The sequence below is a fragment of the Neorhizobium sp. 2083 genome, from assembly GCF_031455615.1.
Taxonomy (GTDB): Bacteria; Pseudomonadota; Alphaproteobacteria; order Rhizobiales; family Rhizobiaceae; genus Neorhizobium.
In genome coordinates this window covers 338,432-364,348 of sequence record NZ_JAVDTC010000004.1, presented here as the reverse complement: position 1 = coordinate 364,348, position 25,917 = coordinate 338,432, and the positions used below count along the sequence as shown (strand labels likewise).

Annotated in this window: 23 protein-coding genes and 1 other RNA gene; 11 read left to right on the top strand and 13 right to left on the bottom strand. The window is 62.8% G+C overall.

The window, feature by feature from the left end; genetic code table 11:
• Positions 1–173: 173 nt before the first annotated feature.
• Positions 174–1,016 carry an aldo/keto reductase gene (locus J2X76_RS17795; protein ID WP_310218566.1) on the top strand — a complete coding sequence of 281 codons (843 nt, stop codon included), beginning with the start codon at positions 174–176 and terminating at the stop codon, positions 1,014–1,016.
• On the opposite strand, the gene J2X76_RS17790 is transcribed toward J2X76_RS17795, so the two are convergent.
• From J2X76_RS17790 to J2X76_RS17780, 3 genes are read right to left on the bottom strand one after another with little or no spacing between them, the layout of a single operon-like run.
• A complete protein-coding gene (locus J2X76_RS17790; protein ID WP_310218564.1) occupies positions 1,013–2,017 on the bottom strand; it encodes a capsular biosynthesis protein in 1,005 nt (334 codons plus the stop codon). The two genes, J2X76_RS17795 and J2X76_RS17790, sit on opposite strands and share 4 nt — an antisense overlap.
• Positions 2,018–2,061: 44 nt before the next feature.
• A complete protein-coding gene (gene ilvN / locus J2X76_RS17785; protein ID WP_113284794.1) occupies positions 2,062–2,634 on the bottom strand; it encodes an acetolactate synthase small subunit in 573 nt (190 codons plus the stop codon).
• A 50-nt stretch (positions 2,635–2,684) separates the two neighbouring features.
• Positions 2,685–4,478: an acetolactate synthase 3 large subunit gene (locus J2X76_RS17780; RefSeq protein ID WP_310218561.1), complete on the bottom strand. Its 1,794-nt coding sequence runs from the start codon at positions 4,476–4,478 to the stop codon at positions 2,685–2,687.
• Between the two features lie 397 nt (positions 4,479–4,875).
• Between J2X76_RS17780 and J2X76_RS17775 the strand changes: the two genes are divergently transcribed.
• Positions 4,876–6,993 (top strand): helicase HerA domain-containing protein, encoded by a 2,118-nt coding sequence (locus J2X76_RS17775; protein ID WP_310218559.1) that lies wholly within the window; start codon positions 4,876–4,878, stop codon positions 6,991–6,993.
• A 10-nt stretch (positions 6,994–7,003) separates the two neighbouring features.
• Here the strand turns inward: J2X76_RS17775 and miaA are convergent, their stop codons facing one another.
• A complete protein-coding gene (gene miaA, locus J2X76_RS17770) occupies positions 7,004–7,894 on the bottom strand; it encodes a tRNA (adenosine(37)-N6)-dimethylallyltransferase MiaA (RefSeq protein ID WP_310218557.1) in 891 nt (296 codons plus the stop codon).
• Between miaA and serB the strand changes: the two genes are divergently transcribed.
• The 4 genes from serB (at position 7,895) to J2X76_RS17750 (ending at position 10,105) form a co-directional block, all read left to right on the top strand.
• Positions 7,895–8,788, top strand: coding sequence for a phosphoserine phosphatase SerB (gene serB / locus J2X76_RS17765; protein WP_310218556.1), 894 nt, complete (start codon positions 7,895–7,897; stop codon positions 8,786–8,788).
• Between the two features lie 79 nt (positions 8,789–8,867).
• A complete protein-coding gene (locus J2X76_RS17760) occupies positions 8,868–9,191 on the top strand; it encodes a type II toxin-antitoxin system RelE/ParE family toxin (RefSeq protein WP_113284915.1) in 324 nt (107 codons plus the stop codon).
• Positions 9,188–9,499, top strand: a complete 312-nt coding sequence (locus J2X76_RS17755; protein ID WP_113284791.1) for a helix-turn-helix domain-containing protein — start codon at positions 9,188–9,190, stop codon at positions 9,497–9,499. Before J2X76_RS17760 ends, J2X76_RS17755 begins: the two co-directional genes overlap by 4 nt.
• Before the next feature lie 15 nt (positions 9,500–9,514).
• A complete protein-coding gene (locus tag J2X76_RS17750) occupies positions 9,515–10,105 on the top strand; it encodes a GNAT family N-acetyltransferase (RefSeq protein ID WP_113284790.1) in 591 nt (196 codons plus the stop codon).
• A 15-nt stretch (positions 10,106–10,120) separates the two neighbouring features.
• Here the strand turns inward: J2X76_RS17750 and J2X76_RS17745 are convergent, their stop codons facing one another.
• The 6 genes from J2X76_RS17745 to J2X76_RS17720 form a co-directional block, all read right to left on the bottom strand.
• Positions 10,121–11,770, bottom strand: a complete 1,650-nt coding sequence (locus J2X76_RS17745; RefSeq protein WP_310218554.1) for a Do family serine endopeptidase — start codon at positions 11,768–11,770, stop codon at positions 10,121–10,123.
• A 222-nt stretch (positions 11,771–11,992) separates the two neighbouring features.
• Positions 11,993–12,934 (bottom strand): protease modulator HflC, encoded by a 942-nt coding sequence (gene hflC, locus J2X76_RS17740; protein ID WP_113131104.1) that lies wholly within the window; start codon positions 12,932–12,934, stop codon positions 11,993–11,995.
• Positions 12,931–14,034 carry an FtsH protease activity modulator HflK gene (gene hflK / locus J2X76_RS17735; RefSeq protein WP_113131105.1) on the bottom strand — a complete coding sequence of 368 codons (1,104 nt, stop codon included), beginning with the start codon at positions 14,032–14,034 and terminating at the stop codon, positions 12,931–12,933. The genes hflC and hflK overlap by 4 nt, the downstream gene beginning before the upstream one ends.
• A 213-nt stretch (positions 14,035–14,247) precedes the next feature.
• Positions 14,248–14,925 (bottom strand): dihydrofolate reductase, encoded by a 678-nt coding sequence (locus tag J2X76_RS17730; RefSeq protein ID WP_310218553.1) that lies wholly within the window; start codon positions 14,923–14,925, stop codon positions 14,248–14,250.
• A gap of 106 nt (positions 14,926–15,031) precedes the next feature.
• Complete coding sequence (locus J2X76_RS17725; protein ID WP_310218552.1) at positions 15,032–15,826, bottom strand: thymidylate synthase; 795 nt, start codon at positions 15,824–15,826, stop codon at positions 15,032–15,034.
• Between the two features lie 108 nt (positions 15,827–15,934).
• The gene (locus tag J2X76_RS17720) at positions 15,935–16,828 is read right to left on the bottom strand and encodes an NAD(P)-dependent oxidoreductase (RefSeq protein WP_113131108.1); all 894 of its coding nucleotides are present in this window, start codon (positions 16,826–16,828) and stop codon (positions 15,935–15,937) included.
• A 236-nt stretch (positions 16,829–17,064) separates the two neighbouring features.
• Here J2X76_RS17720 and ssrA point away from each other — a divergent pair.
• The 4 genes from ssrA (at position 17,065) to J2X76_RS17700 (ending at position 18,612) form a co-directional block, all read left to right on the top strand.
• Positions 17,065–17,446: a transfer-messenger RNA gene (gene ssrA, locus J2X76_RS17715) on the top strand.
• A 120-nt stretch (positions 17,447–17,566) separates the two neighbouring features.
• A complete protein-coding gene (locus tag J2X76_RS17710; protein WP_113131109.1) occupies positions 17,567–18,073 on the top strand; it encodes an SspB family protein in 507 nt (168 codons plus the stop codon).
• Between the two features lie 20 nt (positions 18,074–18,093).
• Positions 18,094–18,288, top strand: coding sequence for a DUF4169 family protein (locus J2X76_RS17705; RefSeq protein ID WP_113284786.1), 195 nt, complete (start codon positions 18,094–18,096; stop codon positions 18,286–18,288).
• Between the two features lie 114 nt (positions 18,289–18,402).
• Positions 18,403–18,612 (top strand): ribbon-helix-helix domain-containing protein, encoded by a 210-nt coding sequence (locus J2X76_RS17700; protein WP_113284785.1) that lies wholly within the window; start codon positions 18,403–18,405, stop codon positions 18,610–18,612.
• Positions 18,613–18,646: 34 nt separating this feature from the next.
• Here the strand turns inward: J2X76_RS17700 and J2X76_RS17695 are convergent, their stop codons facing one another.
• The 3 genes from J2X76_RS17695 to J2X76_RS17685 all read right to left on the bottom strand — a co-directional run bounded on the left by J2X76_RS17695 (position 18,647) and on the right by J2X76_RS17685 (position 24,753).
• Positions 18,647–22,348, bottom strand: a complete 3,702-nt coding sequence (locus J2X76_RS17695) for an AsmA family protein (RefSeq protein WP_310218550.1) — start codon at positions 22,346–22,348, stop codon at positions 18,647–18,649.
• A 75-nt stretch (positions 22,349–22,423) separates the two neighbouring features.
• On the bottom strand, positions 22,424–23,839 hold the full coding sequence (locus tag J2X76_RS17690; RefSeq protein ID WP_113131113.1) for an FAD-binding oxidoreductase: 1,416 nt from the start codon (positions 23,837–23,839) through the stop codon (positions 22,424–22,426).
• A 674-nt stretch (positions 23,840–24,513) separates the two neighbouring features.
• The gene (locus J2X76_RS17685; RefSeq protein ID WP_310218548.1) at positions 24,514–24,753 is read right to left on the bottom strand and encodes a hypothetical protein; all 240 of its coding nucleotides are present in this window, start codon (positions 24,751–24,753) and stop codon (positions 24,514–24,516) included.
• 317 nt (positions 24,754–25,070) lie between these two features.
• Here J2X76_RS17685 and J2X76_RS17680 point away from each other — a divergent pair, with 317 nt between their 5' ends.
• Positions 25,071–25,907 carry an NAD(P)-dependent oxidoreductase gene (locus tag J2X76_RS17680; RefSeq protein ID WP_113127026.1) on the top strand — a complete coding sequence of 279 codons (837 nt, stop codon included), beginning with the start codon at positions 25,071–25,073 and terminating at the stop codon, positions 25,905–25,907.
• The last annotated feature ends 10 nt before the right edge of the window (positions 25,908–25,917 follow it).

Here is a 25,917-nt window from a genome sequence, read left to right as displayed (position 1 = left end):
ATGTTCTCCTAGCGCCAATCCGTCCCGCTTGTCTCGACCGTCTCGTATCGCGAACGGCCTGTGGGTCCGGTGATAAGATCGTTGGGAACAATCTTCAAGCGGAACTTGGAGGCTTCAATCGACGCCATATCCTCAGTAGGATAGACGCCCTGAGATAGAGATCGAGGTTTCCGATGTCCGATATCCCGACAGTCACCCTGCCCTCCGGCATTTCGGTCCCGGCGCTCGGCCTCGGTACCTGGCAGATGGGCGAGGATGCCCGCAAGGCCGGCATCGAGATCGAAAGCCTGAAGCGCGGCCTCGATCTCGGCCTAACGCTGATCGACACGGCGGAAATGTATGGCGAGGGCGGCGCCGAAAAGATCACCGCGCAGGCGATCGCCGGCCGGCGCGACGAGGTCTTCCTGGTCAGCAAGGTCTATCCCTGGAACGCCGGCCGCAAGAGCGTCGTCGAAGCCTGCGAACGCAGCCTCACCCGGCTGAAGACCGACCGGCTCGACCTCTATCTCCTGCACTGGCGCGGGGAACATCCGCTTGAAGAGACCGTCGCCGGCTTCGAGGAATTGCGCCGGGCCGGCAAGATCGGCGCCTGGGGCGTCTCGAATTTCGATCTCGACGACATGCTCGAACTGATGGACGTGCCGGATGGCAAGAACTGCGCGGCCAACCAGGTCCTCTACAACCTCTCCCGCCGCGGCATCGAATACGACCTTTTGCCCTGGTGCCAGGAACGCGGCATTCCGGTCATGGCCTATTCACCGATCGAACAGGGCCGGCTTGCCAGAAGCGGGGAGCTGATCCGTATCGCCAAGGCCTATCAGGCCACCCCGGCGCAGGTGGCGCTGGCTTTCCTGCTGGAGCGCGACGGCGTCATCGCCATCCCCAAATCCGCCAACCCGGAACGCGTCGCGGAAAACGCCGAGGCGGTCGAGCTGGAACTGAGCGAAGAGGACTGGACCGCCCTGGACGCCGCTTTCCCGCCACCGGCACGCAAGCAGCCGCTTGAAATGATCTAGTCCAGATCGAGCACCCGACGTTCCGCAACCAGTGTGTCGATGGCCCGGAACACGTCGGTCTCCTGCCAGGCCGTGGTATCCCTGTAGGACGGATAGAGGCTGAAGGAAGCAGCCGTAAGCTGGTCGATACTCGGGCGGGCGGTGCGCCGCGGCAGCATCTCCCGGGACCTTTCGCCCAGCCTGTCGTCCGTCAGCCCCCAGCCGGCATAAAACGGCGCCGCGTAACAGCGAACCGGGATGCCGCGCAGCAGGGCGTCGAGGCCGAACTGGCTCGATACCGTCCAGACCTCGTCGACCACATCCAGCATCGAAGCGACCGAAACGGCATCCGCCAGCAGGATCACGCCGGGCGTTCGCGCCGCCTGTTCGGTCAGATACCCCTTGCGGAATCCGGCCATCACATCCGGATGGGTGCGCACCACGCATTGCGCGCCGCTTGCCACCGCATCCTCCAGCATCCGCGCGAAACTTTCGGGCGAGCCGCCCGCCATCGGTACCGAGACGTCGCCAAAGACCTGGTCAACCAGCAGTACCCGCCGCCGGGTCGTTGGGTCGAGCTTCGGCCGACGGTGCGGCAGGTTGTTGTATTTGGAGAGCCGATCCCGGACGATCGCCTCGCGGATATCGGCCCCATGAGATCCGTCCATCCCGGTGGAACCGGCAATCAACCGTTCCAGCCGCGACGGCTTCGACGCATCCACCGGCATGCCGAGATCGTCGATCGAAATCGAGATCGGCAAGGTCATTTCCTTGCCGAGGCCGACGGAACGCAGAAAACCGTCCTCGAGATACCAGGAGGGCAGCCCGCGCAGCCCGGCGATGAAACGCGCCGTCCTCGCCGGGATGCGCCCGCCCCACAACACCACCCCCCCGATACCCGGGCTGAGCGTCGGCTCAAGCCTTTTGATGCCGAAATAGTGGCAGAGCCACGGCTGGGACTGCCGGACATAGAAGGTAGCGCCGAGGCGCGTGCCGGATGGAGGCAGCCAGTCCTTCTGCAATCGCCGCCCCTCCTGTCCGGCTGCTCCGCGGTCCCTGGCGGGCGTCACATGCCCTGCGGGCCGCGGTTCATCGCCGCGATCCCGGTGCGGCAGACTTCGACGAGGCCGAGCGGCTTCATGATCGCCACGAACTGGTCGATCTTGGAGGATTTCCCGGTGATCTCCAGGATGAAATGTTCAACCGTCGCATCGACCACCTTCGCGTGGAAGGCATCCGCAAGCCGGAGCGTCTCGGCGCGGTGGTCACCCTGGCCGACCACCTTCACCAGTGCCACTTCGCGCTCGATCGGCCGCTCCTGGCCGAGCGCATGGGCCCGCACCGTCAGATCGACGACCCGGTGCACAGGCACGATCCGCTCGAGCTGCGCCTTGATCTGTTCGAGCACCGTCGGCGTGCCCCGCGTCACGATGGTGATGCGGGATAGGTGCGCTTCATGTTCCGTTTCCGAAACCGTCAGGCTTTCGATATTGTAGCCGCGGCCGGAAAACAGGCCGATCACCCGGGCGAGCACGCCCGGTTCGTTGGCGACGAGCACCGAAAGCGTGTGGCTTTCGGCCTTCGCCGTCTCGGGCGCGATGAAATAGGCGGATCCGGTCGGTTGCTGATGCGCATTCATGGTCTTGGGTCCATTTCCTCAGAATTTTGTTGAAGGGATGGCAGCCCGTCTCAGACGAGCTGGCGACCCTTGGCATCGATGGCGTTGGCAACCGCTTCGTCGGTAGCTTCGTCCGGCAGCAGCATCTCGTTATGCGCCTTGCCCGACGGGATCATCGGGAAGCAGTTGGCGAGATTGGCGACGCGGCAATCGAAGATGACGGGCTTCTTGACCGCGATCATCTCCTCGATCTTGCCGTCCAGTTCCTTCGGATCGTCGCAATACATGCCGACGGCGCCATAGGCTTCCGCGAGCTTGACGAAGTCCGGCATCGCTTCCGTATAGGAATTCGACAGGCGGTTGCCGTGCAGCAACTGCTGCCACTGGCGCACCATGCCCATGTACTGGTTGTTGAGGATGAAGATCTTGACCGGCAGGTTATACTGGATGGCAGTCGACATTTCCTGGATGCACATCTGGATCGAGGCGTCGCCCGCAACGTCGATGACCAGAGCGTCGGGATGCGCGACCTGCACGCCGATCGCCGCCGGGAAACCGTAACCCATCGTGCCGAGCCCGCCCGAGGTCATCCAGCGGTTCGGCTCCTCGAATTCGAGGAACTGCGCCGCCCACATCTGATGCTGGCCGACTTCGGTAGTGATGTAGGTATCGTGCCCCCTGGTCGCCTCGAACAGACGCTGCAGCGCATATTGCGGCATGATAACGTCGTTGGAGTGCTTGTAGGAAAAGCTCTTGCGGGCCCGCCAGCGGTTGACCTGGCCCCACCACTCCTCTGTCTGCGCCTTGGCCGGCTTTTTCGGCAGGGCGCGCCACAGGCGAACCATGTCTTCGAGAACGTTGCCGACATCGCCGAGGATCGGGATATCGACATGGACGTTCTTGTTGATCGAGGACGGGTCGATATCGATGTGGACCTTGCGCGAATTCGGCGAAAACGCGTTGATGCGCCCGGTGATGCGGTCGTCGAACCGCGCGCCGATGCAGACCATGACGTCGCAATCGTGCATCGCCATGTTCGCCTCGTAGGAGCCGTGCATGCCGAGCATGCCGAGCCAGTTCTTGCCGGACGCCGGATAGGCGCCGAGGCCCATCAGCGTCGAGGTGATCGGGAAATCGGTGAGCTCGGCCAGCTCGCGCAGCAGCCGCGAGGCTTCCAGGCCGGAATTGACGACGCCGCCGCCGGTATAGAGGATCGGTCGGCGCGCCGAAGCCATCAGCTCGATAGCGGCCTGGATGGCGTTGATGTCGCCCTGGGTCCGCGGCTGGTAGCTGGTGTTCTGGGCGATTTCCGGCTTCGGCGTATAGGTGCCTGTCGCGAACTGGATGTCCTTCGGAATATCGACGACGACCGGTCCCGGACGGCCGGTCTGGGCAATACGGAAGGCTTCGTGGATGATACCGGCCAGCTCGTTGACGTCCTTGACCAGCCAGTTGTGCTTGGTGCAGGGCCGGGTAATGCCGACGGTATCGCATTCCTGGAAGGCATCGGAACCGATCAGCGTGGTCGGAACCTGGCCGGACAGGCAGACCAGCGGGATGCTGTCCATCAGCGCATCCTGCAGCGGGGTGACGGCATTGGTGGCGCCAGGACCCGACGTCACCAGCAAGACGCCGACCTTGCCGGTGGAGCGGGCGTAACCTTCGGCGGCGTGGCCGGCGCCCTGCTCGTGGCGGACCAGAATGTGCTGGATGTCGTCCTGCTGGAAGATCTCGTCATAGATCGGCAGGACGGCGCCGCCCGGATATCCGAAGATATGCTCGACGCCATTGTCCTTCAGGGCCTTCAGGACAATCTCCGCACCAGTCATCTGATTATCTGGCATCTGATTGTTCGTATCCGTCATTGTCTTGGTCCATTCGCTGCTGGATTTTTACCGGCGGCTCCTCCGAGCCGGATTGAAGGCATAAAAAAAGGCCCCTTGGAGGAGCCTGTCTTTCCGCGCATGGGTGGCTGTCGCCGGATGGTTACACCATCCTGCCCATGCGCGTTCCCACCACAATAAGAGCGATCGAAATCTTCATGGCGCGAAGTGTTAGCCAGATAAATGTCGTTCGTCAACGTGGACATGCTCCAAAAAACGCCATCAGCCTGATTTTACTGCTCCGTTTCCCTGCATTCGGCGATACCGCCTCCTACACGAGTTGTTAAGGCCGGCACAATATAGTCCCGTTGTTTGGAGGGTAGCGACCCGACGGATGAGCCATGACCCGATCCGCCACCCCAATGATAGGGGCCCGAGTTTGTTGAACAACGATCTGCACCGTTCCGCGACTGCAGGTGAGCAGGATCGTCGCGACATCCAGAAGCCCGGCAACCGCATGCTCGGCCGCGTCGTCGCCTGCAACGGTTCCCATGCCACCATTTCCGCCATTGCCGAAAACGGCGAGACCGATTTGACCGAACTGTGGTCGGTCGGGCGGCTGATCTCGATCAGCGTCGGCGCAAACCGCGTGGTGGCGCTCGCCTATGCGATGCAGACCGGCGGCAAGGAATGGAGCGAGGGCGGCAATACCGGTTTCCACATCGAGGCCGAACTGCTCGGCGAAGTGCGCAAGGGTCCCGACGGCCGCGACGAGTTCACCGGCGGCATCTCGTGTTATCCCTATCTCGGCGCCGTCGCCCACCGCATCCGTGCGGCCGACCTGGCGCGCATCTATGACACCGGCAAGAACGATACCTGTGCTGTCGGCAAGCTCACCCAGGACGAAACGATCGACGCGACGATCCATATCCCGTCGATGCTGTCGAAACATTTCGCCATCGTCGGTTCGACCGGCGTCGGCAAGTCGACCGCCGTTTCGCTGCTTCTCCACAAGGCGATCGAGGCCGACCCCAAGCTGCGCGTCCTCATTCTCGATCCGCACAACGAATTTGCCGCGGCTTTTCCCGAGCACGCCGTCGTCATCGACACCGACACGCTCGACCTGCCCTTCTGGCTGATGCGGCTCGAAGAGTTTGCCGAGGTGGTGTTTCGCGGCCGGCCCGCGGTGGCGGAAGAACTCGACATCCTGCGCGACCTCATTCCGGAAGCCAAGCGCGCCTTCCGCGGCAACGAAACGTCGCTGATGCGCCGCTCGACCGAAAAGAGCTCGGTCACCGCCGATACGCCGGTGCCCTATCGCATGGCGGACCTTTTGGCGCTGATCGACGAACGCATCGGCCGTCTGGAAGGACGTGGCGAAAAGCCGTTCCTGCGGTCGCTGAAGATGCGCATCATGTCGGCGATCAACGACCCGCGTTACCATTTCATGTTCTCCAACAATACGATCAACGACACGATCATGGAGACCATCGCCCATATCTTTCGCATTCCCGGCGGCGACCGGCCGATCTCGACCTTCCAGCTCGCCGGCATCCCCTCGGAAGTCGTCAATTCCGTCGCCTCGATCCTCTGCCGCATGGCGTTCGAACTCGCGCTCTGGAGCGGCGGCGCCATCCACATGCTCGTGGTCTGCGAGGAAGCGCACCGCTACGTGCCGGCCGACCGCGAACTCGGCTTCTTTCCGACACGGCAGGCCATCTCGCGAATCGCCAAGGAAGGCCGAAAATACGGCGTGTCGCTCGGCGTCATCACCCAGCGGCCCGGCGAACTCGACCAGACGATCCTGTCGCAGTGCTCGACCGTGTTCGCCATGCGGCTGTCCAACGACCGCGACCAGGAAATCATCAAGTCGGCGATCCCCAATTCGTCGATCTCGACGACGAGCTTCCTGTCGTCGATCGGCAATGGCGAGGCGATCGCTTTCGGCGAGGCGATCTCCGTGCCGATGCGCATGCGGTTCGCCCGCGTCGAGAAAAAATACCTGCCCAAGGCCAATGGCGTCGCCGAAAAGGGCAGCGAGGATACGCCGGATACGGTCGATCTGCGCACCGTGATCGCCCGCATGCGCGCCGTCAGCGGGCCCGACATTTCCGCATTCCAGCAGAGCTACAGCGCGGCCACGCCTTTTCCCGAGAGTGCTTCCGGTATCGAGGACGAAACGGACGACGATTTCCCGCCGGCGGGCGATGCCGAACTCGATCGCTGGAACCGGGAAATCCGCTCGACGGGCCATGTGACGATCAATCCTGTTCCGCCGATCGCAAGCAATCCGCAGCCGGAACCCTACCGGCCTGACATGCTGCCGCGCGCCGGCGCACCGGAACAGCCAGCCGCCCCTCGCCCCGATCGGTTTGCGGAACTGCGCCGCGAGCGCCCCGCCGAGCCGCCACCATCCTACCAGCCTGCGCCCCCGACGTTCCAGCGGCCGCCTCCGCCGGAGGGAGCGCCGCGCCCCGGTCCGCTGCTTCGCCGCGAAGGATCGTTGCGCGAAAGCCTTCTCAAGAAACCGCTGAGCAGCCTCTACGACAAGGATTGAGCGGCAGGCCTCAGGTCAGCCGCTCCCAGCTCTCGTCCATCTGGTTGCGGAACCAGGTCATCTGACGCTTGGCATATTGCCGTGTCAGCGCGGATCCGCGCTCGACAACCTCCTCACGGCTCATGCGGCCTTCCAGCATCTCGGCGATCTGCGCGACGCCGATCGCCTTCATCACGGGCAGGTCCGGCGCCGGATCGAGCGCCCGCAGCGCCTTCACCTCGTCCACGGCCCCCGTCTCCAGCATCGTCCCGAAACGCCGGTCGATCCGCTCCTGCAGGATTTTTCGGTCCGGCAGCACGATAAGCTTCTTCGCCCGCGCAGGATCGATCACCATCGGCCCCTGCCTGCCCTGGAATTCTGCGATCGAACGGCCGGTCTCCGCCAGAACCTCCAGTGCCCTGACGATCCGCTGCCCGTCCTTCGGCTCCAGGCCCGCCGCCACAGGTGCGTCGCGCACCAGAAGCTCCGCATGCAGCGCCTCCGGGCCTTCCTCCTTCAGACGCAGCCGAACCTCGCAGCGGATACCTTGTGAGATTTCCGGCATGTCGGACAGCCCGCCGGTCAGGGCCTTGAAATAGAGCCCCGTGCCGCCGACGAAGACAGGCAGCCGGCCGTCGCGCTTCAGCTGCGGCAGAAGCGCCGTGACGTCGCGCAGCCACTCGCCGGTCGAATAGGCGCGTATCGCCGGCACATGCCCGTAGAGCAGGTGCGGCACGCCTTCCATCTCGTCCTCGGCCGGCCGCGCCGTCAGCACCCGCAGGGTGTCGTAGACCTGCATACTGTCGGCATTGATCACCACGCCATTGGTCTCACAGGCCAGACGCAATGCGAGCGCCGACTTGCCGCTGGCCGTCGGCCCGGTTATCAGGATCGCATCAAGATTGTCGATAAGGTCGCTCATATGGCTTTCGTTGCCACGCTCATTGCCCATCCGTCAAACCCCGTTCTCAACTCGACGCTTGGAGAACAAGCGGCAGAGGCGGTAAAAGCCTCCGGCCTCTACTGGCTGGCGGATGGCATCGCCTGCGACATCGCCCTGCGCGACGGCTCCGATATCGAAGCGACAGAGGCCGCTCTGCGGGCCATCATCGGGAGCGCCCCGATCGATCTCGTCATCCAGGACGCGGCTACGCGCCGGAAGAAATTCCTGATCGCCGACATGGATTCGACCATGATCGGCCAGGAATGCATCGACGAGCTTGCCGATGTCGTGGGGCTGAAGGACAAGGTCGCAACTATCACCGCCCGCGCGATGAACGGCGAGATCGCCTTCGAACCCGCCCTTCGCGAACGTGTCGCACTTCTGAAAGGCCTGCCGATCACCGTCGTCGACGACGTCATCACCCAGCGCATCACGCTGACATCGGGCGGAAAGGAACTGATCGCCACGATGAAGGCCCGGGGCCATTACGCCGCCCTCGTCTCGGGCGGCTTTACCGTCTTCACCAGCCGCATTGCCGCAACACTCGGCTTCGACGAGAACCGCGCCAACATCCTCCTCGAAAAGGACGGTATCCTGACCGGCGAAGTGGCTGAACCCATCCTCGGCAAGCAGGCCAAGGTCGACGCACTCCTCGCTATCGCCGAAAGGCTCGGGATCGCGCCGGAAGACACGATCGCCGTCGGCGACGGCGCCAACGATCTCGGCATGCTCGGCATCGCCGGCTCCGGCGTGGCACTGCACGCCAAGCCCACCGTCGCCGCCCAGGCCAGGATGCGCATCGACCACGGCGACCTCACCGCCCTGCTTTACATCCAGGGCTATCGCAGGACGGATTTCACAACACCAGCCTAAATACAACTTACGCGATTGACGAACCGAAATACATATCGCACCATTTGCATTGAAGATCATTGCAAAAATGGTATATTTCATGCAGTGGAAGATGGAGTTTATAAATGATCGTGTGAGGATCGAACTTGAGGCGTTTCCCACCGATATTGTTGCCAGCTTTCTCCGCATCGTGAAGCTGATCGAGCTGGAAGGACCCGCCAAGGTACACGAACCCTATGTGAAACACCTCGAGGGGCCGATCTGGGAAATGCGAATGCGCGGTCGCGACGGGATCGCCCGGGCGGCTTATGTCGCTGCGTCAGGTCATCGGATTGTGGTTTTACATGTCTTCCGGAAGAAAACACAGAAGACGCCCAGACGCGACATCGAGATCGCGATGAAACGTGCAAAGGATGTGAGATGACCAAGAGGAGCCTTCTGGTAAGCGAAGCCGCGAAGGAATGGTTCAAGGACCCGGAATTCGTCGCCGCCTACGACGCACTCGAGGAGGAATTCGCCATCGCGGAAGCTCTGATCAAGGCACGCGCCCAGGCTTCCATGACGCAGGAAGACGTTGCCAAGGCCATGGGGACGACGCAGGCGGCCATCGCGCGGCTTGAGAGCGGCCGTTCCATGCCCTCGACCCGCACCCTCCAGCGTTTCGCCGATGCCACCGGCACGAAACTGCGCATCAGGTTCGAAAAGCCGAAATCCTCTGCAAAGGTCTCGTAGGATAAAGTCCAGGACATGCCCCCAAGGATCATCCTCGAAACCGAACGCCTGCGCCTCCGAAGCTGGGTCGACGGCGACCGCGATCTCTTTCGCGAGATCAATTCCGATCCGAAGGTGATGGAGTTCTTTCCGTTCCGCCGCACCCACGAAGAGGCGGATGCCTTCCTCGCCAAGCTCAACGACGCGATCACCGAGACCGGGCTCGGCTTCTATGCGCTGGAACTGAAAGAAACGCAGGAGCCCATGGGTTTCTGCGGCCTGTCGCTCGCCAGCATGCCGGATATCTTTCCGATCGAGACGGTGGAGATCGGCTGGCGGCTCGCGACCCGGTTCTGGGGCAACGGTTATGTCACCGAAGCCGCCCGCGCGCTTCTCGACTTCGCGTTTGGTGAGAAACAGCTCGACGCGGTCGTGTCCTTCGCCGTCGGCGAAAACAGACGTTCGACCGCCGTGATGAAACGCCTCGGCCTGCATCGCATCACCGGCATGGATTTCGACCATCCACGGGTGCCCGATACGCACCCGCATCTGAAACCGCACGTCGTTTATGCGGTGACGCGGGACGAATGGCTGCGCCAGAAAGCGGCCGCGGGACGCACCCGCTGACCGCTTCGCATCGATTTACTCCAGCGGCAGCGCCACGAAGCGCAGGTTGCCGGAAGCATCCGAGACCATCACATGCGCGTTTCGGCGGCCTTCGGATTTGAGGACGGCGATCCGCTTGACGACGTCAGCCGGGCTTTCGACGAAATCCTGGGCCACCTCGACCACCACCTCGCCGACCTTCAGCCCCTTCTGGGCGGCGGGCGAATTCGGCACAACGGCGGTGATCAGCACGCCTTCGACGCTCTCGACGATGCTGAAACTCTTGCGGCGGGCCTCGTCGAGCACCGCGAGCGTCATGCCGAAGGCCGAGGCCGGATCCTGGCTGAGTTCGCCCTTCTGGTCGCCGGGCGGCTTGTTGTTGGGCGTCTTGTTCTCCCCCTGGCCTTCCGGCATGGCCGGCTGGTCGTCGTCCTCCTCCTGCGGCTCGGCGCTGTCCTCCAGACGGCCGAGCGTCACCTTGACGGTCTGCTGCTTGCCGTCGCGCAGGATCACCACGTCGACTTCCTTGTTGACCGGGCTTTCGGCGACGATGCGCGGCAGATCGCGCATCTCGTTGACCGGCTGGCCGTCGAAGGTGAGGATCACGTCGCCCGCCTTGATCTCGCCGTTCTTGATCGGTCCGCCATTCACGACGCCCGATACCAGCGCGCCGCGCGCCTTGTCGAGGCCGAGGCTTGCCGCCACGTCGTCCGTCACCGGCTGGATGCGCACGCCAAGCCAGCCGCGGCGCGTCTCCCCGAATTCGGTGAGCTGGTGCACAACGTTTTCGGCAAGCTCCGTCGGCACGGCGAAACCGATGCCGATCGAGCCGCCGGACGGCGAAATGATCGCGGTATTGATACCGATCACCTCGCCGCGCATGTTGAACAGCGGGCCGCCGGAATTGCCCTTGTTGATCGCCGCGTCGGTCTGGATGAAGTTGTCATAAGGGCCGGCATTGATGTTGCGGCCGCGGGCCGAGATGATGCCGAGCGTCACCGAACCGCCGAGCCCGAACGGATTGCCGATCGCCATCACCCAGTCGCCGATCCGCATGCGGCGCGAATCGCCGAAACGCACCGCCTTCAGCGGCGCCTTCGGCTCGACCTTCAACACGGAAAGGTCGGTCTTGGTATCCGTCCCGACCAGTTTGGCCTTGAGTTTCGTGCCGTTCGGGAAAATCACCTCGATGTCGTCGGCGCCCTCGATGACGTGGTTGTTGGTGACCACGTAGCCGGAGGGATCGATCACGAAGCCCGAACCCAGCGAGGAAACCTTCTGGTTGCTGCCCGGGTTGCCCCGGCCGTCGAAAAAGTCCTCGAAGAATTCCTGGAAAGGCGAGCCTTCCTGGATCTGCGGCTGCGGGCCGGCACCCTGGTCCTTGACGCTCTGCGAGGTCGAGATGTTGACGACCGCGTCGAGCAGGCCCTCGGCCAGATCGGCGATCGAGCCGGGGCCGCCGCCTGCCATCGGCCCGGGAGCCGGAGGCGGGTTGAGGGTGGGCGACGGCGTCGGCGGAGCGGGCAGCATCGGCCCCGGAGAAGCGCCGGCCGGCGGATTGGCGTTCTGCCCCGGAGCGGCTGGGACCGCCGTCTGGGCAATCGCCTGCAAGGACTGCGCCAGCAGGGCAAAAGTTGCCGCAAGCGTGACGGTGCGCTTGAAGGTCGATCGAACCGAATGAGCCATCTGGCATCCTCGCTGTTGGATTGTCCGCATCACCCGGAAGAGCGGCTCTCGACCCGGGCCGGCCATTGGAGCCTTTGAATCGGGCGGAGTTTCGGCAGAGCATAAGACGGAATGACGGCGGTGGAAATTACCTTTTCGTGAGGATCGTGCCCTCTACCCGCCACGCCTGTGGATGGTCCTGTGATGAAAGGGGCGGCTTTGCGCCGCCCCAAACGTGTCGGATCAGTTCGCCGGCGCAGCAGGAGGTGCCGGCCGAGCGGGCGTCTGGAGCGGCGCAAGCGCCTGGCCCGCGGACGAGTTGAAGAACCGGAAGAACTCCGAATCCGGCGACAGCACCAATGTCGTGCCGTTGTCGGAAAGGGCCGCCACATAGGCGCGCATCGTGCGGTAGAACTCGAAGAAGCCCGGATCGCGCTGGAAGGCTTCGCCGAAGATCCTGTTGCGTTCGGCGTCGCCCTGACCGCGCAGGATTTCCGAATCCCGCTGCGCTTCCGAGACCAGCTCGACCACCTGACGGTCGGCGATCGCGCGGCGGCGCTGGCCCTGCTCGTTACCACGGGCGCGGATCAGCTCGGCCTCGGCAAGACGCTCGGCCTTCATGCGCTGGAAGGTCTGCTGCGAGACTTCCTGCGTCAGGTCGGTGCGGCGGATACGAACGTCGCGGATGGCGAGCCCGAGGGTTTCCGCGGCCGAGGTAAGGTCGGCGCGAACCTCCTGCATCATCGACGAGCGCTCGTTGGAGAGAGCTGCATCGAAATTCCGCAGACCATAGACGCGGCGCAGCGCTGCATCGAGGCGGGTGCGAAGCCGCGATTCGGCCGAGTCCCGGTCGCCCGACACGGTTTCCCGGAAGAGGCGCGGATCGGTGATCGAATAGACGACGAAGGCGTCGACTTCATAGAAGGCGCCGCCGCGCACCTGGACGCGGATATTGTCGAGATCGAAGCGCAAGGCGCGGTCTTCGACATACTGGACGCGGTCGGCGTCCATGAAGGCGAACGGCAGCTTGAAGTAAATGCCCGGCTCGCGCTTGACGTCCTGGATCTCGCCGAAGCGGACGACGATCGCCTGTTCGCGCTCGTTGACCACGAAAACCGACGAATAGATCAGCACGAGGAGAACGGCGAGGCCGATCAGGATTGCAGGGAGTCGATTGGAGTTCATTTTGTGCCTCCCTGGTTCGTCTGCGGCTTGATCATCTCGTTGAGCGGCAGATAGGGGACGACGCCGTCCTTGTTGTCCAGTATGACCTTGCGGGAGTTCTTCAGCACCGTTTCCATGGTTTCGAGGAAGATGCGCCGGCGCGTCACTTCGGGCGCGTTGGCATATTCGTTGTAGATCGAGACGAAGCGCTGCGCCTCGCCCTGCGCTTCGTTGACGACCTTGTCCTTGTAGGCGGATGCCTCTTCGCGGACCTGGGCTGCCTGACCGCGGGCCTGGCCGAGCTTCTGGTTGGAATACTGGTTCGCCTCTTCGACGAAGCGATCCTCGTCCTGTTCGGCGCGCTGCACTTCTTCGAAGGCGTCGGCCACTTCACGCGGCGGTGCGGCGTCCTCGATCGGCACGGCATTGATGGAAAGGCCGGAGCCGTATGCGTCCATCGTGCCCTGGATGATGTTGCGCACCTCGGTCGAGATGCCCTCGCGGTTGTCGCGGAAGATGTCCTGCGCCGGACGACGGCCGACGACTTCGCGCATGGCGCTTTCGGAAACCTGCTGCAGCGTGGAGGCCGGACCTTCGAGGTTGAAGAGATAGGCCTTCGGATCGGTGACGGTGAACAGGACCGAGAACTGCACGTTGACGATGTTCTGGTCGCCGGTCAGCATCCAGCCCGCATTGGAGCTCGAGCCCCGCGTCGCGCCGATATTCTGCTGCTGTTCGGTGACCTTGACGATCTCGACGGATTCGAACGGCCAGAAATGGAAATGCAGGCCCGGCATGGAGATTTCCTCCTTCGGGCGACCGAAACGCAGCTCGACGCCGCGTTCGTCCGGCTGGACGGTATAGACGGACTGGAAGGCGAGGAAGGCAAGGATGACGAGGAGCACGATCACGAAGGCTCCGCCGTTGAAGCCGCCCGGCATCACGCTGCGCAGCCGGTCCTGACTGCGCCTGATAATGTCTTCGAGGTCCGGTGGACCGCCGTTGCCGCCGCCACCGCCGCCGCGTGGACGGTTCGGTCCCTGTCCCCAGGGCCCTTGATTATTACCGCCACCGCCGCCCCAAGGGCCACCGCCGCCACCATTCTGATTGCTCCAGGGCATCAAAACCTCTTCGTTCGTATTCGCTCCCAAGCCGCGACCCTGCCGTGTGACAGCAATCTGGCTATTGCCCGTTATAGGGATGGGGAGGCCCGCTTTCAACGCAGGTTCAATAACTTCCAAGTCAACGGTAACGAAATGTTTCAGTTTGTCGCGGCTCGGCGGACATAGGTGGCGAAACGGGTCGGATAACTGTCCTTCTCGCCGGAAATCGGATTATCGGAAAAAGTCCAACTGCTCCCCTGCGTCCTCTTCCAACTGATGAAGTTTGAGTTCGTATTGCTCCCAATAAGAATCGATATCAGGAGCCCTCCCCATGAGTTCCTCTTTCACTCGATAACGATGATAGGGCACTCGCCGTCGATATTCAGTTATACGGAATGGAAATTCATCTTTTTCCGACTTGGGGAATTCTTCTTCATCGTCGATAATCCATTCCGATTTTGTGCCCCGGGTCTTGGAGTCAAAATCAACCTCAAATTTCGCGTCACCATTTATAGGGCCGCAAAAAACATCTGTTACAAAAATTCTATTTAAGTAGCTATGGAAGGTTTTATATATTTGTTCACCCCCGATAACGAAAAACTCCATCTTTCCCGAGATGATAGAAGCCATATCCGCCAGCAGAAAAGCTGTTGTCGGATTAGGAGCCCAAACCAAATCTTTGTATTCATTCAAATACTCAGGCTCAGACCTCGATAAGATTATATTCTTTCGGTTCGGTAGGGGGCGCCCAATGGACTCAAAAGTCTTCCGGCCCATTATGACAGCGTGACCTTGGGTACGCTTCTTAAATAGCTGAAGATCTGTCCCGAGATGCCAAGGAAGCTCATTCTCTATCCCGATAATTTGGTCAGGATAGCTTCGAGCGACGATTGATGCGACTGAAGGCATTCTGACTCTGGGGGGATTTTTTTTCATTGAGCCACGAACCCGCACGCGCACCAGTTAAACAGGGGGTGTGGTTATTATCTAAGTGGATCGGTATCAAGGTCAATTTTCAAATCGCCACCGCTGCCTTGATATGCGGATCGGCCTCATACCCCTCCAGAGCAAAATCCTCGAAGCGGAAGGAGAAGATGTCTTTCACGGCAGGATTGATGCGCATGGTCGGCAGCGCCTTCGGTGTACGGGTCATCTGCAGCTTCGCCTGCTCGAAATGATCCGAATAGATATGCGTGTCGCCGAGCGTGTGCACGAAGTCGCCGGGTTTCAGGCCCGTCACCTGGGCCACCATCATCGTCAGCAGCGCATAGGATGCGATGTTGAAGGGAACGCCGAGAAAGATGTCGGCGGAGCGCTGGTAGAGCTGGCAGGAGAGCTTGCCGTCGGCCACATAGAACTGGAACAGGCAGTGGCAGGCGGGCAGCGCCATGTCGTCCAGCTGGCCGACATTCCAGGCCGATACGATATGCCGGCGCGAATTGGGATTGACCTTCAGGCCCTCGATCAGCTGCGAGATCTGGTCGACATGGCTGCCGTCGGGAGCGGGCCACGAGCGCCATTGATAACCGTAGACCGGACCAAGCTCGCCGTTCTCGTCGGCCCATTCATCCCAGATCGAAACGCCGTTTTCCTTCAGATAGGCGGTATTGGTATCGCCCTTCAGGAACCACAAGAGCTCGTGGATGATCGATTTCAGGTGCAGCTTCTTGGTCGTCAGGACCGGAAAGCCTTCTGCAAGGTCGAAGCGCATCTGATAGCCGAACACCGAGCGTGTGCCCTTGCCGGTCCGGTCGCCCCGGTCGGTGCCGGTGTCCATCACATGCCGGAGAAGATCGAGATATTGTTTCATGGGTCAGGCCGCCGATTCCATCGTTACAGGAATATAGTAGCATGGAAGGGATGAACCAATCGCAAGGACGACCTTTCCCCGAATTTTAGCGGAGCCGCATGCGGCGAATCATCCGGAGACGTATGTCCGCCAGTTGTGGTTTTCGGAAAAACCCAGCACGTCCCTGATCTTGCGATTGCTGATCGGAGCGTCGAACTCGCCGATCTCGCCGGTGACAGGCGTACCCGGCGCCCAACGCGCAAGGAACGGGCGGGTCGGCTCGCGCGCCGTGATCGTGTCGTTGACGGCGTTGAAGACCTGGAATCCTAGCCCGTCTTTTTCGACGCACAAATGGACGATCTGGCCGAGATCGCGGGCGTCGATATAGCTCCAGGCATTGCGCTTGCGCGACGGCGGATCGGCGAGGAAGCCGGGGAAGCGGCTGTAATCCTCGGGCGAAATCACGTTGCCGATCCGCAGCGCGTAAATGTCCGCGCCGAACCGCATGGAAAAGGCGCGCGCCGTCTTCTCGTTGACCACTTTCGACAGGCCGTAGCTGTCCATCGGATCGACATCGTAATCTTCGGTCAGCGGAAACGAATGATAGTCCTTGTCGCCCTCGGCGAAGCAGACGCCATAGGTGGTTTCGCTGGACGCGATGATCACCTTTCGGATGCCGAGCTTCATCGCCGCTTCGATGACATTGTAGGTGGAGATCGTGTTGGCGGAAAATGTCGCGTTGTCCGGCCTCATCAGGATGCGCGGCACGGCGGCGAAATGCACCACGGCATCGACCGGCGCCGGCCCCCGGCCGCTCTCCAGACCCGTGAAGCCGAAATGCATGGAGAGTGCGTTGAAGGTCTGGCCGCTATCGGTGAGATCGGTGATGAGCGTGTTGACGCCGGGGCAATCGAGCGGCACCAGGTCGAGGTTGAACACCTCGTGTCCTTCGCGAAGAAGGTATGGCACGACATGCCGCCCCGCCTTGCCGCTGCCGCCGGTGAACACGATGCGCTTGCCCATGACCTCGCCTCCTCGAATGCCGTCCGCCGTCCGGGCGGCGATCCCGCCCGTCCTCCTCGCAGACCTGCCGTCTAGCTATCCCCAAACCGGCGGTCTGTCAGCCGGAATCGGTCAGCCGTGACCGACCTACTTAGGTCGGTTGCAGCGACATGACCACCACCGTGGGCCCGAGAGACGGACGGCCGCCAATGGCGGATGGTCTGGATGTGGAGGAAACGATTTCGAATGTTGCGCAACCCCTTTTCATGCGCCCCCGGAAAGCCTATATGGGGGATGCCGGACATCTGTCCGGCTATGGCAATAAACGGTCGGTGTAATAAACCTATTGGACCCGGGGGCGGTACCCGGCGCCTCCACCAAAAACCGGTCGGTCGCATTGGGAAACCTTGAAGACCGGCTTTTGATGGGGGCGAAATAGGATCGACAAGGGCGTAAAGATCGAACTTTTGCTCGGCATGATACCACCGTTATCGGGTCAAAAAGTGTAGTTGCAAACGACAACAACGCTAAGGGTTATGCTCTCGCTGCCTAATGGCGGTGCGGGAAATCCGAACTAAGTCCTTAGAGGTAGCACTTTAAGGCGGGGTCCGAAGGCACCTGGCAACAGAAGCCTTCACCTTCGCCCCCCAGTCGAATACTATGGAACTGACTCGGATGCTCGTCGGGGCTTCCCCGCGCCGGGCCGGCATGGCATAACGCGTCTGACTAAAAGACGAGAGAATGGAAAGACAGGACCGTATGGGGCAGGATCACATCCGTTACGATATTCTGGCGCAGGATGCTTTGCGTGGCGTCATCCGTAAGGTTTTGACCGAGGTTGCGGCCACCGGCCGTCTGCCGGGCGAGCACCATTTCTTCATCACATTTCTCACCGGCGCTCCTGGCGTGCGAATCTCGCAGCATCTGAAAGCAAAATATGCCGAGCAGATGACCATCGTCGTGCAGCACCAGTTCTGGGATCTGAAGGTTTCCGATACCCAATTCGAGGTAGGCCTTTCCTTCTCCGACACGCCGGAACGTCTGGTCGTTCCTTTCAATGCCATCCGCGGCTTCTATGACCCGTCGGTGAATTTCGAGCTCGAATTCGAAGTGCCGCTTGCGGAGGAGGACGACAACACCTCCGCTGAAATCACCGCGATCCCGGTCGAGGCGGTCGCCAAGTCCACAGACGCCGAAGCCAAGCCCGGCGAAGAGAAGAAACCGGGCTCGGTCATTTCGCTCGATTCCTTCCGCAAGAAGCAGTAGCGCCGGGAGGCGCATCAGCCATGAGCGCCGAAATCGTCAATCTTCGCCAGTTCCGCAAAGCTAAGGAACGGCTCGAAAAGGAAAAGGTGGCGGAACAGAACCGCCTTACCTTCGGCCGTACCAAGGCGGAAAAATCCCTGACCGAGGCCCGCAACGAGAAGGCGGACAAGCTGCTCGACCAGGGCCGGCTGGAAAAGCCCGCCAAGGACGACTGAGCTTTTGGCAGGTGGATATCAAGTGCGCGTTAACCAAGCTTGCGCCGGTCGGCTTGACGCCGCAGGTGCCGCGGTCTGAATAAGCGGACTTGTTCCGAAGGTCCGGAGAGTTTCGTGATCCGCAAACATTCCGCGACCCTTCACGGTCATCGCACCAGCTTCTCGCTCGAAGACGAATTCTGGGTCGAGCTGAAAGCGATCGCCATCAAACGCGACATCAGCCTCGCCACCCTCATTGCCGAGATCGACGATCAACGAGGCGCCGACAGCAATCTCTCGTCGGCGTTGCGCGTTCATGTCCTGAACTGGCTCAAATCCACCTGAATTCAAGAGCCGCCGTCGCCCGCAAGGCGACCGGCTATCGCTGTACCCCCGGCAGGCTCGGTATGCTGGGGCTGATGGCCGGCGGAAGGGTCGGAAAATTCTGGCGGATCGCGCCGTCGGTCGGCGGCACGATGAGCTGCGGCGGCTGGGTGATCTGGCGCTGTCGCGCCTCTTCCGCCGCACGCGCCGCCGCCTCCTGCCGCTGACGTTCCGCCTCGGCGGCCTGCTGGCGGGCCCGTTCCTCGGCGGCCGCCTTGTCGCGGGCGGCCTGCCGCTCGACAGCCTGGAAATTATAGAGCGCCACCTCGCGGCGAAGCCGCTGTTTCTCAAGGACGCTCGCCTGCAGGGTTTCGACGCGCCGCCGCTGCTGCTCGAAGGCACGCTGCGACAGGAAATTGGTCATTGCGGCGATATCGATCCGTTTAATGGGAGCCGCCAACTTCCCCGAATAGTCGAGCCGGACGGTCGGATCGCCGCCGGCAAGCGCCTCCTCGCCGGCATCGTAGGTAACCGCCAGATTGGCGCTCATACTGTCGTCGAGAACATCGAAACGCCCCTCACCCGACAGTTTCGTCGTCCCGACCGAGGCTGCGATATTCTGCGCCCGCGCCTCGCCCGCCGTGATCGTCACGGGAACGGTCACGTTGCCGATCGCCGCATTTCCCTGATGCAGCAGGCCGGCAACGATCGGCCGCACCCGCGCTTCCGTCACCTCGCCGCCAAGCTTGTCGACCCCGGCCATCAGAGGCTTCAACGCGTCGGGATTGAGGCCCGCCACAGTTACCCCCTTCAGCCGCAATTCCGCCGAACCGCTCGCGGCCCCCAGAAGCTCGGCAAGGTTCCGGCCGGTCGATTCCGCCGACATGTTGAAATCCAGCTTGCCCTGGGCAACCGGTTTGCCGCCCGCCGTCCACACGAGTGGCGCGAGATCGGCGTTTTCCGCCGAAAGCCTCGCCTGCAGGAGGCCCGTCCCGTCCCCGTTCGACATCATGAGCCGGCCGGCAAGCCTGCCGCCCTGCCAGTTGCCGACGCCGTTTTCGATGGTGATGCCGCCGCTGCGATGAGTGACGCGCGCCGCGAAATCCCCGACATTGCCGAACGCGCCCGCATGGAACGTCCGCGCCTTGACGTCGAGCGCGACATCCGCACCGGCAAACAGCGGCCGGGCGAACGGTTTTGAGGAAAACGCACCGCTCTGCGGATCGCCGACCGGCCCGTAGATCGCCTCCCCGAGCCAGGCGAGATCGAGAGCGTCGACATTGACCGAGCCAGTCGCGGGCAGGCCCGGCGCCTCGCGGTCGACGGTGATGTCGCCGCTGATCGCGTTGCCGTCCGCGGCACCTTTGAAGGCGGCGATCTTAACGGCCTCCGGTGTCATGCTGATATCGGCGTCGAGCGTGACCGGCAGGCCCGTTCCGAATTGCGGCAGGCTTATTCCGTTCATCAGCAGATAGGGTTCCAGGTCGGCGCTTCTCAGCGTGACGTGACCTGTGCCCTCGCCAAAGCCCTCGCTGTCGATCCGGATATCGCCGTTGATGTTAAGGGAGGTCTTTTCGGTCGTGAACGTCAGCGCGGTCTTTGCCGCGGCACCCGCGGCCTGATGGACGTTGACCAGCAGTTCCCCCGCGCCGTCCCCCTTGAACGGAAGCGGGTCGAGGCCAGACTGTCCCAGGAGAACCATCGGATCGCCGTTCTCCAGCGATGCAAGCAGCGTCATGTCGGTGTCGCTCGTCAGGTCCAGGAGACCGGGCAGCTTCAGGTCGGCGTTGACCACGCTGCCGTTGGTCTTGCCCTTGAGGATGACCTCCGCGCCGTTCAGGTTTCCGCCGACGGTGAGGTTGGCTCCGAGATCGGTATTGGCGAACCAGGCACCGTTGGCGGCAAGGCGGGCAAGCGCCGGGTGCGGCGGCAGCCGGTCGCGCAGCATGGTCAGGAAGGCCGTCGGATCGGCGGAGCGGAAGGTGAGGCTGCCATTGCCCGAATAGGCGAGCAGCGAACCCTCGATCCGGCCCCTCGCCGAAACAGTGGCGCCTTCGATATTGCCGATCGTCAGCCGTTCCAGCGACAGCGTGCCGCCGGTGACCGTGAAGGCGGTATCGACGTTGTTGGCCGCAACCCCGAAGGCGGTGAACCGGTCGGCTTTCAGCGTTGCCGCCACCCGATGGTCGAGGACGTCCTGGCCCGCGTCGTCGCCGGTCATCAGCGAGGCGAGCGCCCGCATCGCGTCGATGTCGATCTCGTTGCCGGCAAGGCTCATCGAGAGGTTGGGCGTCTGCCCCTGGCCCGACTGGCGCTCGACGCGTCCCTTGAGCGTCGCCGGGCCGATCGCCATTTCGAGGTTCTCGAACCGCTGCAGGTCCGGCGTCAGGTTGACCTTCGCCGAAAAGCCGGCGGACCGCAGCTGGCGCAGCTCCGGCGCGACCCGGCCCGAAAGCCAGTCGGAAAGGCCGGATGGCTGGCTGGATGCGACCAGCATGTCGCCGACGAAAGACGTCCGGCCCTGAAGCACGAGGCTGCCCTTCGCCTCCAGCTGCGTGCGGCCCGGCAGGGTGGCGACCACGTTGTCCACCGTCCAGCCGCGCCCCGCGGGCCGTATGTCGAGCCTGATATCGCGGATGGTGGTGTCGTTGGCGACGATCGCAGGCAGCTTGAGGCTGGCACGGCCGGGCACCTGCGGAATGGGGATCGAAGCAGCCAGACGGATGAAATTGTTGATGCGGCGCTGCGCGGATGCGGCAGCGTCACGACCGGTTTTTGCCCGTGCCCCGTCGCCCAGCCGGTTGACGTCGATCTGCTGGCCATCGGCGGTCAGCAGGAATTCCGGCTTGCCGCCGGTGTCGAGCGTCGCCTCGCCGGTCACCACGTAGGGATTGTCCGTCGCCCCCACTTCCAGCCTGTATTGCGGGATGCGGATCCGTTCGTTGGTGACCTCGAACCCGCCCTTCAGCCGCGGTCCGGGCGGCGGTGGCGCTACCGGTTCGGTCTCGTCTTCCTCCTGCAGGAAGTCGAGCGTGAAATTGCCCTTGTAGGCCGGCTTGTTCTCGGCCACGGTGAGCTCGCCGTCGAGATTGAGTTCGACGGGTTGCGCATCCGGCCAGAGCCTGAGCCGCATCGGCAAGCGCTTGCCCTCGGTATCCGCCGTGCCGCTCGCCAGATTGAAGCGCGTCTCGTAACCGTCGAGCGTCGCATTGCCCTCGCCCCGCCAGGGGCCGCGCAGCGAACCGGCGGAAAAATCGCCCGCAAGGCCTGTGATCTTCCGCGACCGGCCGGACTGTTCGTCGATCAGGTCGATCTCGCCGCCTGTGACATGCACGTCTTCGATGACCACGGTGCGGGCGGGAATGGCGGCGCGGCTGCCGCGCATCCAATCGAGCGTGCCGTCCTTCAGCACCCGGACCCGTGCCTTCGGCTGCTCGACGCGCATGTCGAAGATGCGCGCCTCGCCCGAGAGGAAAGGCGCAAGCTCCATATCCATCGAAAACTGCGCCACCTGGATCAAAGGCTGGCCGTCCGTGTCGGCCCCCACCCTCACGTCGTGAAGGGTGACGGAGGGAAATGGCAGTATGCGCGCATCGACGCTGCCGTGGACGGTGACCTTTTTGCCGAGGATCCGGCTTGCCTGTTCCTCGAACCCGACCCGGAGGCTCGACCAGTCGACAAAGAAAGGCGCGATCAGCGCTGTGAACAGCGCCACCACCACCAATCCGCCGAATGCCAACAGGATGCGTCCGAGCACGGTATCCGTTTCCCTGATCTTGCTAGGAGACTAGTTCTATTGGGTTCGCCGGCAAGTCAAGCTTGCGGGAGCATCTCATTCGGCATTCCTGAAGATCTTGCCCGGATTGAAGATATTCTTCGGATCGAACCCCTGCTTGATCGTCCGCATCAGGCCGACCGCACCGCCGAGCTCCTCTTCCAGAAACGCCATCTTGCCCTGGCCGATGCCGTGTTCGCCGGTGCAGGTTCCATCCATGCCGAGCGCCCGGTGGTTGAGGCGCCCGATGAACGCCTCGACCTTGTCGACCGAGGCCGGATCCTTGCCGTCGAAAAGCACCAGGACGTGGAAATTTCCATCGCCCGCATGGCCGACGATCGGCGCCAGCAATCCCTGTTCGGCAATATCGGCCTGCGTTTCGGCGACGCATTCGGCAAGCCGCGAGATCGGCACGCAGACATCCGTCGACAGGCCGTCGAGTTCCGGCGCCAGCGCCCGGCTTGCCCAATAGGCGTTGTGCCGCGCATTCCAGAGCTTCGCGCGCTCCTCGGCATTGGCGGTCCAGAGAAAATCGTCGCCGCCGCACTCGGCGGCAATCTCCGCAAACTGCGCCGATTGCAACGCCACCGTCTCCTCCGTGCCGTGGAATTCCAGAAACAAGGTCGGTTTTTCCGGATAGGAAAGTTTCGAATAGGCATTGCAGGCGCGCATCTGCACGTCGTCGAGCAGTTCGATGCGGGCGACCGGAATGCCCATTTGGATGGTCATGATCACAGCGTCGCAGGCGGCCTTCACGCTCGGGAAGGCGCAGACGCCGCCGCCGATCTTTTCCGGAATGCCCTGTAGCCTCAAAGTCACCGAGGTGATTACGCCGAGCGTGCCTTCCGAGCCGACGAAGAGACGGGTCAGGTCGTAGCCCGCCGAAGACTTCTTGGCGCGCTGCGCCGTGCGGATCTCCTCGCCATCAGCCGTGACGACGGTGAGCGACAGGACGTTGTCTTTCATCGTGCCGTAGCGCACCGCATTGGTGCCGGAGGCGCGGGTCGCGGTCATGCCGCCGATCGAGGCATTGGCGCCGGGATCGATCGGGAAGAACAGGCCGGTGTCGCGAAGCTCGCGGTTCAACTCCTCGCGGGTGATGCCGGGCTCCACGGTGACGTCGAGATCGGCGGGGCTGACGCGAAGCACCCTGTTCATGCGGCTGAAGTCGATCGAGATTCCGCCCGACGGCGCATTCACCTGGCCTTCGAGCGAGGAGCCGACCCCAAAGGGGACGACCGGAACGCGATGCTCGGCGCAGGCCCTGACCACGGTTTTCACGTCGTCGGCGCTCTCGACGAAGACGACCCCGTCCGGAAGCTGGGCGGGCAGATAGGTGGTCGTGTGAGCGTGCTGCTCGCGGAACGACTGGCCTGTCTGGAAGCGCTCGCCGAAGGATTGCTTGAGGATGCCGAGGACGGTCGCGATGCCCTCTTCGTTGCGAAGCCCCGCCTTCACGTCCTTGACCGCCATGATCCGTCTCCTCCTTGTCTTTTCAAGGGATTGGTTAGGCGACGGGTCGGGTTTTGTCCAGCCGCAACGATGAAGGATCGACCGGACGGAGTCCGGCCTTGGCGATTTCGGTTTGAAGGTCGGACGGGGCGCTGAAAGCTGCCTCGTAAGTTAGTTTATAGGTGACACCTCTCAGCGCCCCGTTCGGCGGTTTATGCCCGCGACTGCGGTCCCTCTGCCGTGGCTTTCCCGGACGGAATGTCGCCGCCGGTTGCTCCGATGGGATCGGTCGGACTTCAGGAATCCGGCGAAACCATCCGGGTCGACCACCATGTGTGCCGCACAGGCACGCCCGGCGCGCTGTTTCGGGCATCAAGAGACGAAGGCCCGGTCCGTGTGCCTCCATCTCTCCCCGTGTCGCCGGAGGGAGACCATTTTCCGCGAACCCGGATCATGAGGACTTACGTCGTTTCCCCATGACCCGCGCCGGTCCCGCCTCGCCGCAACGCCTTGCGGTGTATCCGCGACGGAACGGGGAGATTGTAGGCATGGGTCGGGAATGCGGGGATGAAAGAGGATGGAGATTTGGGTTAAGTCATTGAGCGGACAGGCGGGTAACGCTTGGGACATCCCCGCGACTGTACTGCCCGACGAACCCGAAAATGGGGATGACGGACGCGGAACCTGATGCCCAACTATGCGGGTATGGCGACGTTCAGTCTCTGCTGCACCTGATCGACATTGCCGCGGACATAAACAGCCGTGGGCTTGCCGCCGCTGCTGGCGAGTGCAAGAGCGATGATCGTGACTTCCTCTTCAAAGGTCGTGACGTAAAGCACCTGTGCGGGATTGATATAGACGGCCTGGTTGTGGGTGTTCTTGAAGCCGATCAGCGCCATACGTCTCTCCTTCTGCTGCGTGGCGAGATATGCCATGCCATGCCCAAGGTTGCCGCAAGTTTAACAGCCCCGTGTCGCGGCCGTCATCATGACAAGAAGTCTCAAAACCGACCACCACAGGGAGATACCCTCGGCGCACCTCGCGCGAGGGTAAGCCCTCACCGCCCGGCGTGGCGACGGATCGAAGAGCCGACGCGAATCACGGGACCTGCCTGCGACGGCCGCGAGGGGCGTGGCGGCAATTCCTGAACCAGGCGCCGCGCCGAACGTGATCGCAGGGCAAATAGTTCACCCGCAGGTCACCGATTGGTGCTCTAAGTCGGGTTCTACTTTTTTTCTCAGGAGGATCGACCATGCCGACGATTGCAATCATTGGAGCGGGCGCGATGGGAAGCGGGATCGGCCGGCAGCTGGCGGAAGGAGGCGCCCAGGTGCTGACCTACCTGGAAGGCCGCTCGTCCGAGACCCATGCGCGGGCGCGGGCCGCGGGAATGCAGCCCGCTCCCCTGCAGGAGATCATCGACGCGGAGATCGTTCTGTCGATCGTTCCGCCCGCCGAAGCGGTCGGTGTCGCCGGTCTCCTGTCCGAGGCAATCGGTGATCGCCCGAGCCCGGTAACATTCGTCGATTGCAACGCGATCTCGCCGGACACGATGAGCGAGGTCGCCGCCGCTTTCAGGCCCGGCCAGGCGAACGTGCTGGACGGCTCGATCATCGGCCTGCCGCCGCAGCCGGGAAAGGCGGGCCCCAAGCTCTATGTCAGCGGTGACGGCGCGGGCAGAAGCGCCGTTCTCGCGGCGCACGGGCTCGAGGTCCGCCGGATCGAAGGCGCGGTCGGAGCGGCCTCGGCGCTGAAGATGTGTTATGCCGGCATCAACAAGGGCATGACCGGCCTCGGCACCGCCATGCTGCTGGCGGCCATCAGGTCGGGTGCGGACGAAAGCCTCAAACGGGAGATGGCCGAAAGCATACCCGACCTCGACCGGAAGCTCTCGAGCGCCATTCCCGACATGTATGCGAAGGCCTATCGCTGGGTGGCGGAGATGGAGGAGATCGCCGCGTTCCTCGGCGAAGACGATCCGGCCTCGCTGATCTTCAAAGGAATGGCCGGGTTGTTTCGGAAGATGGCCGACGACCGGACGGACGGCGGCGAGCTTGCCGGCCAGTTGAACGCACTGCTCGGCCGGTAAGCCCGGCAGG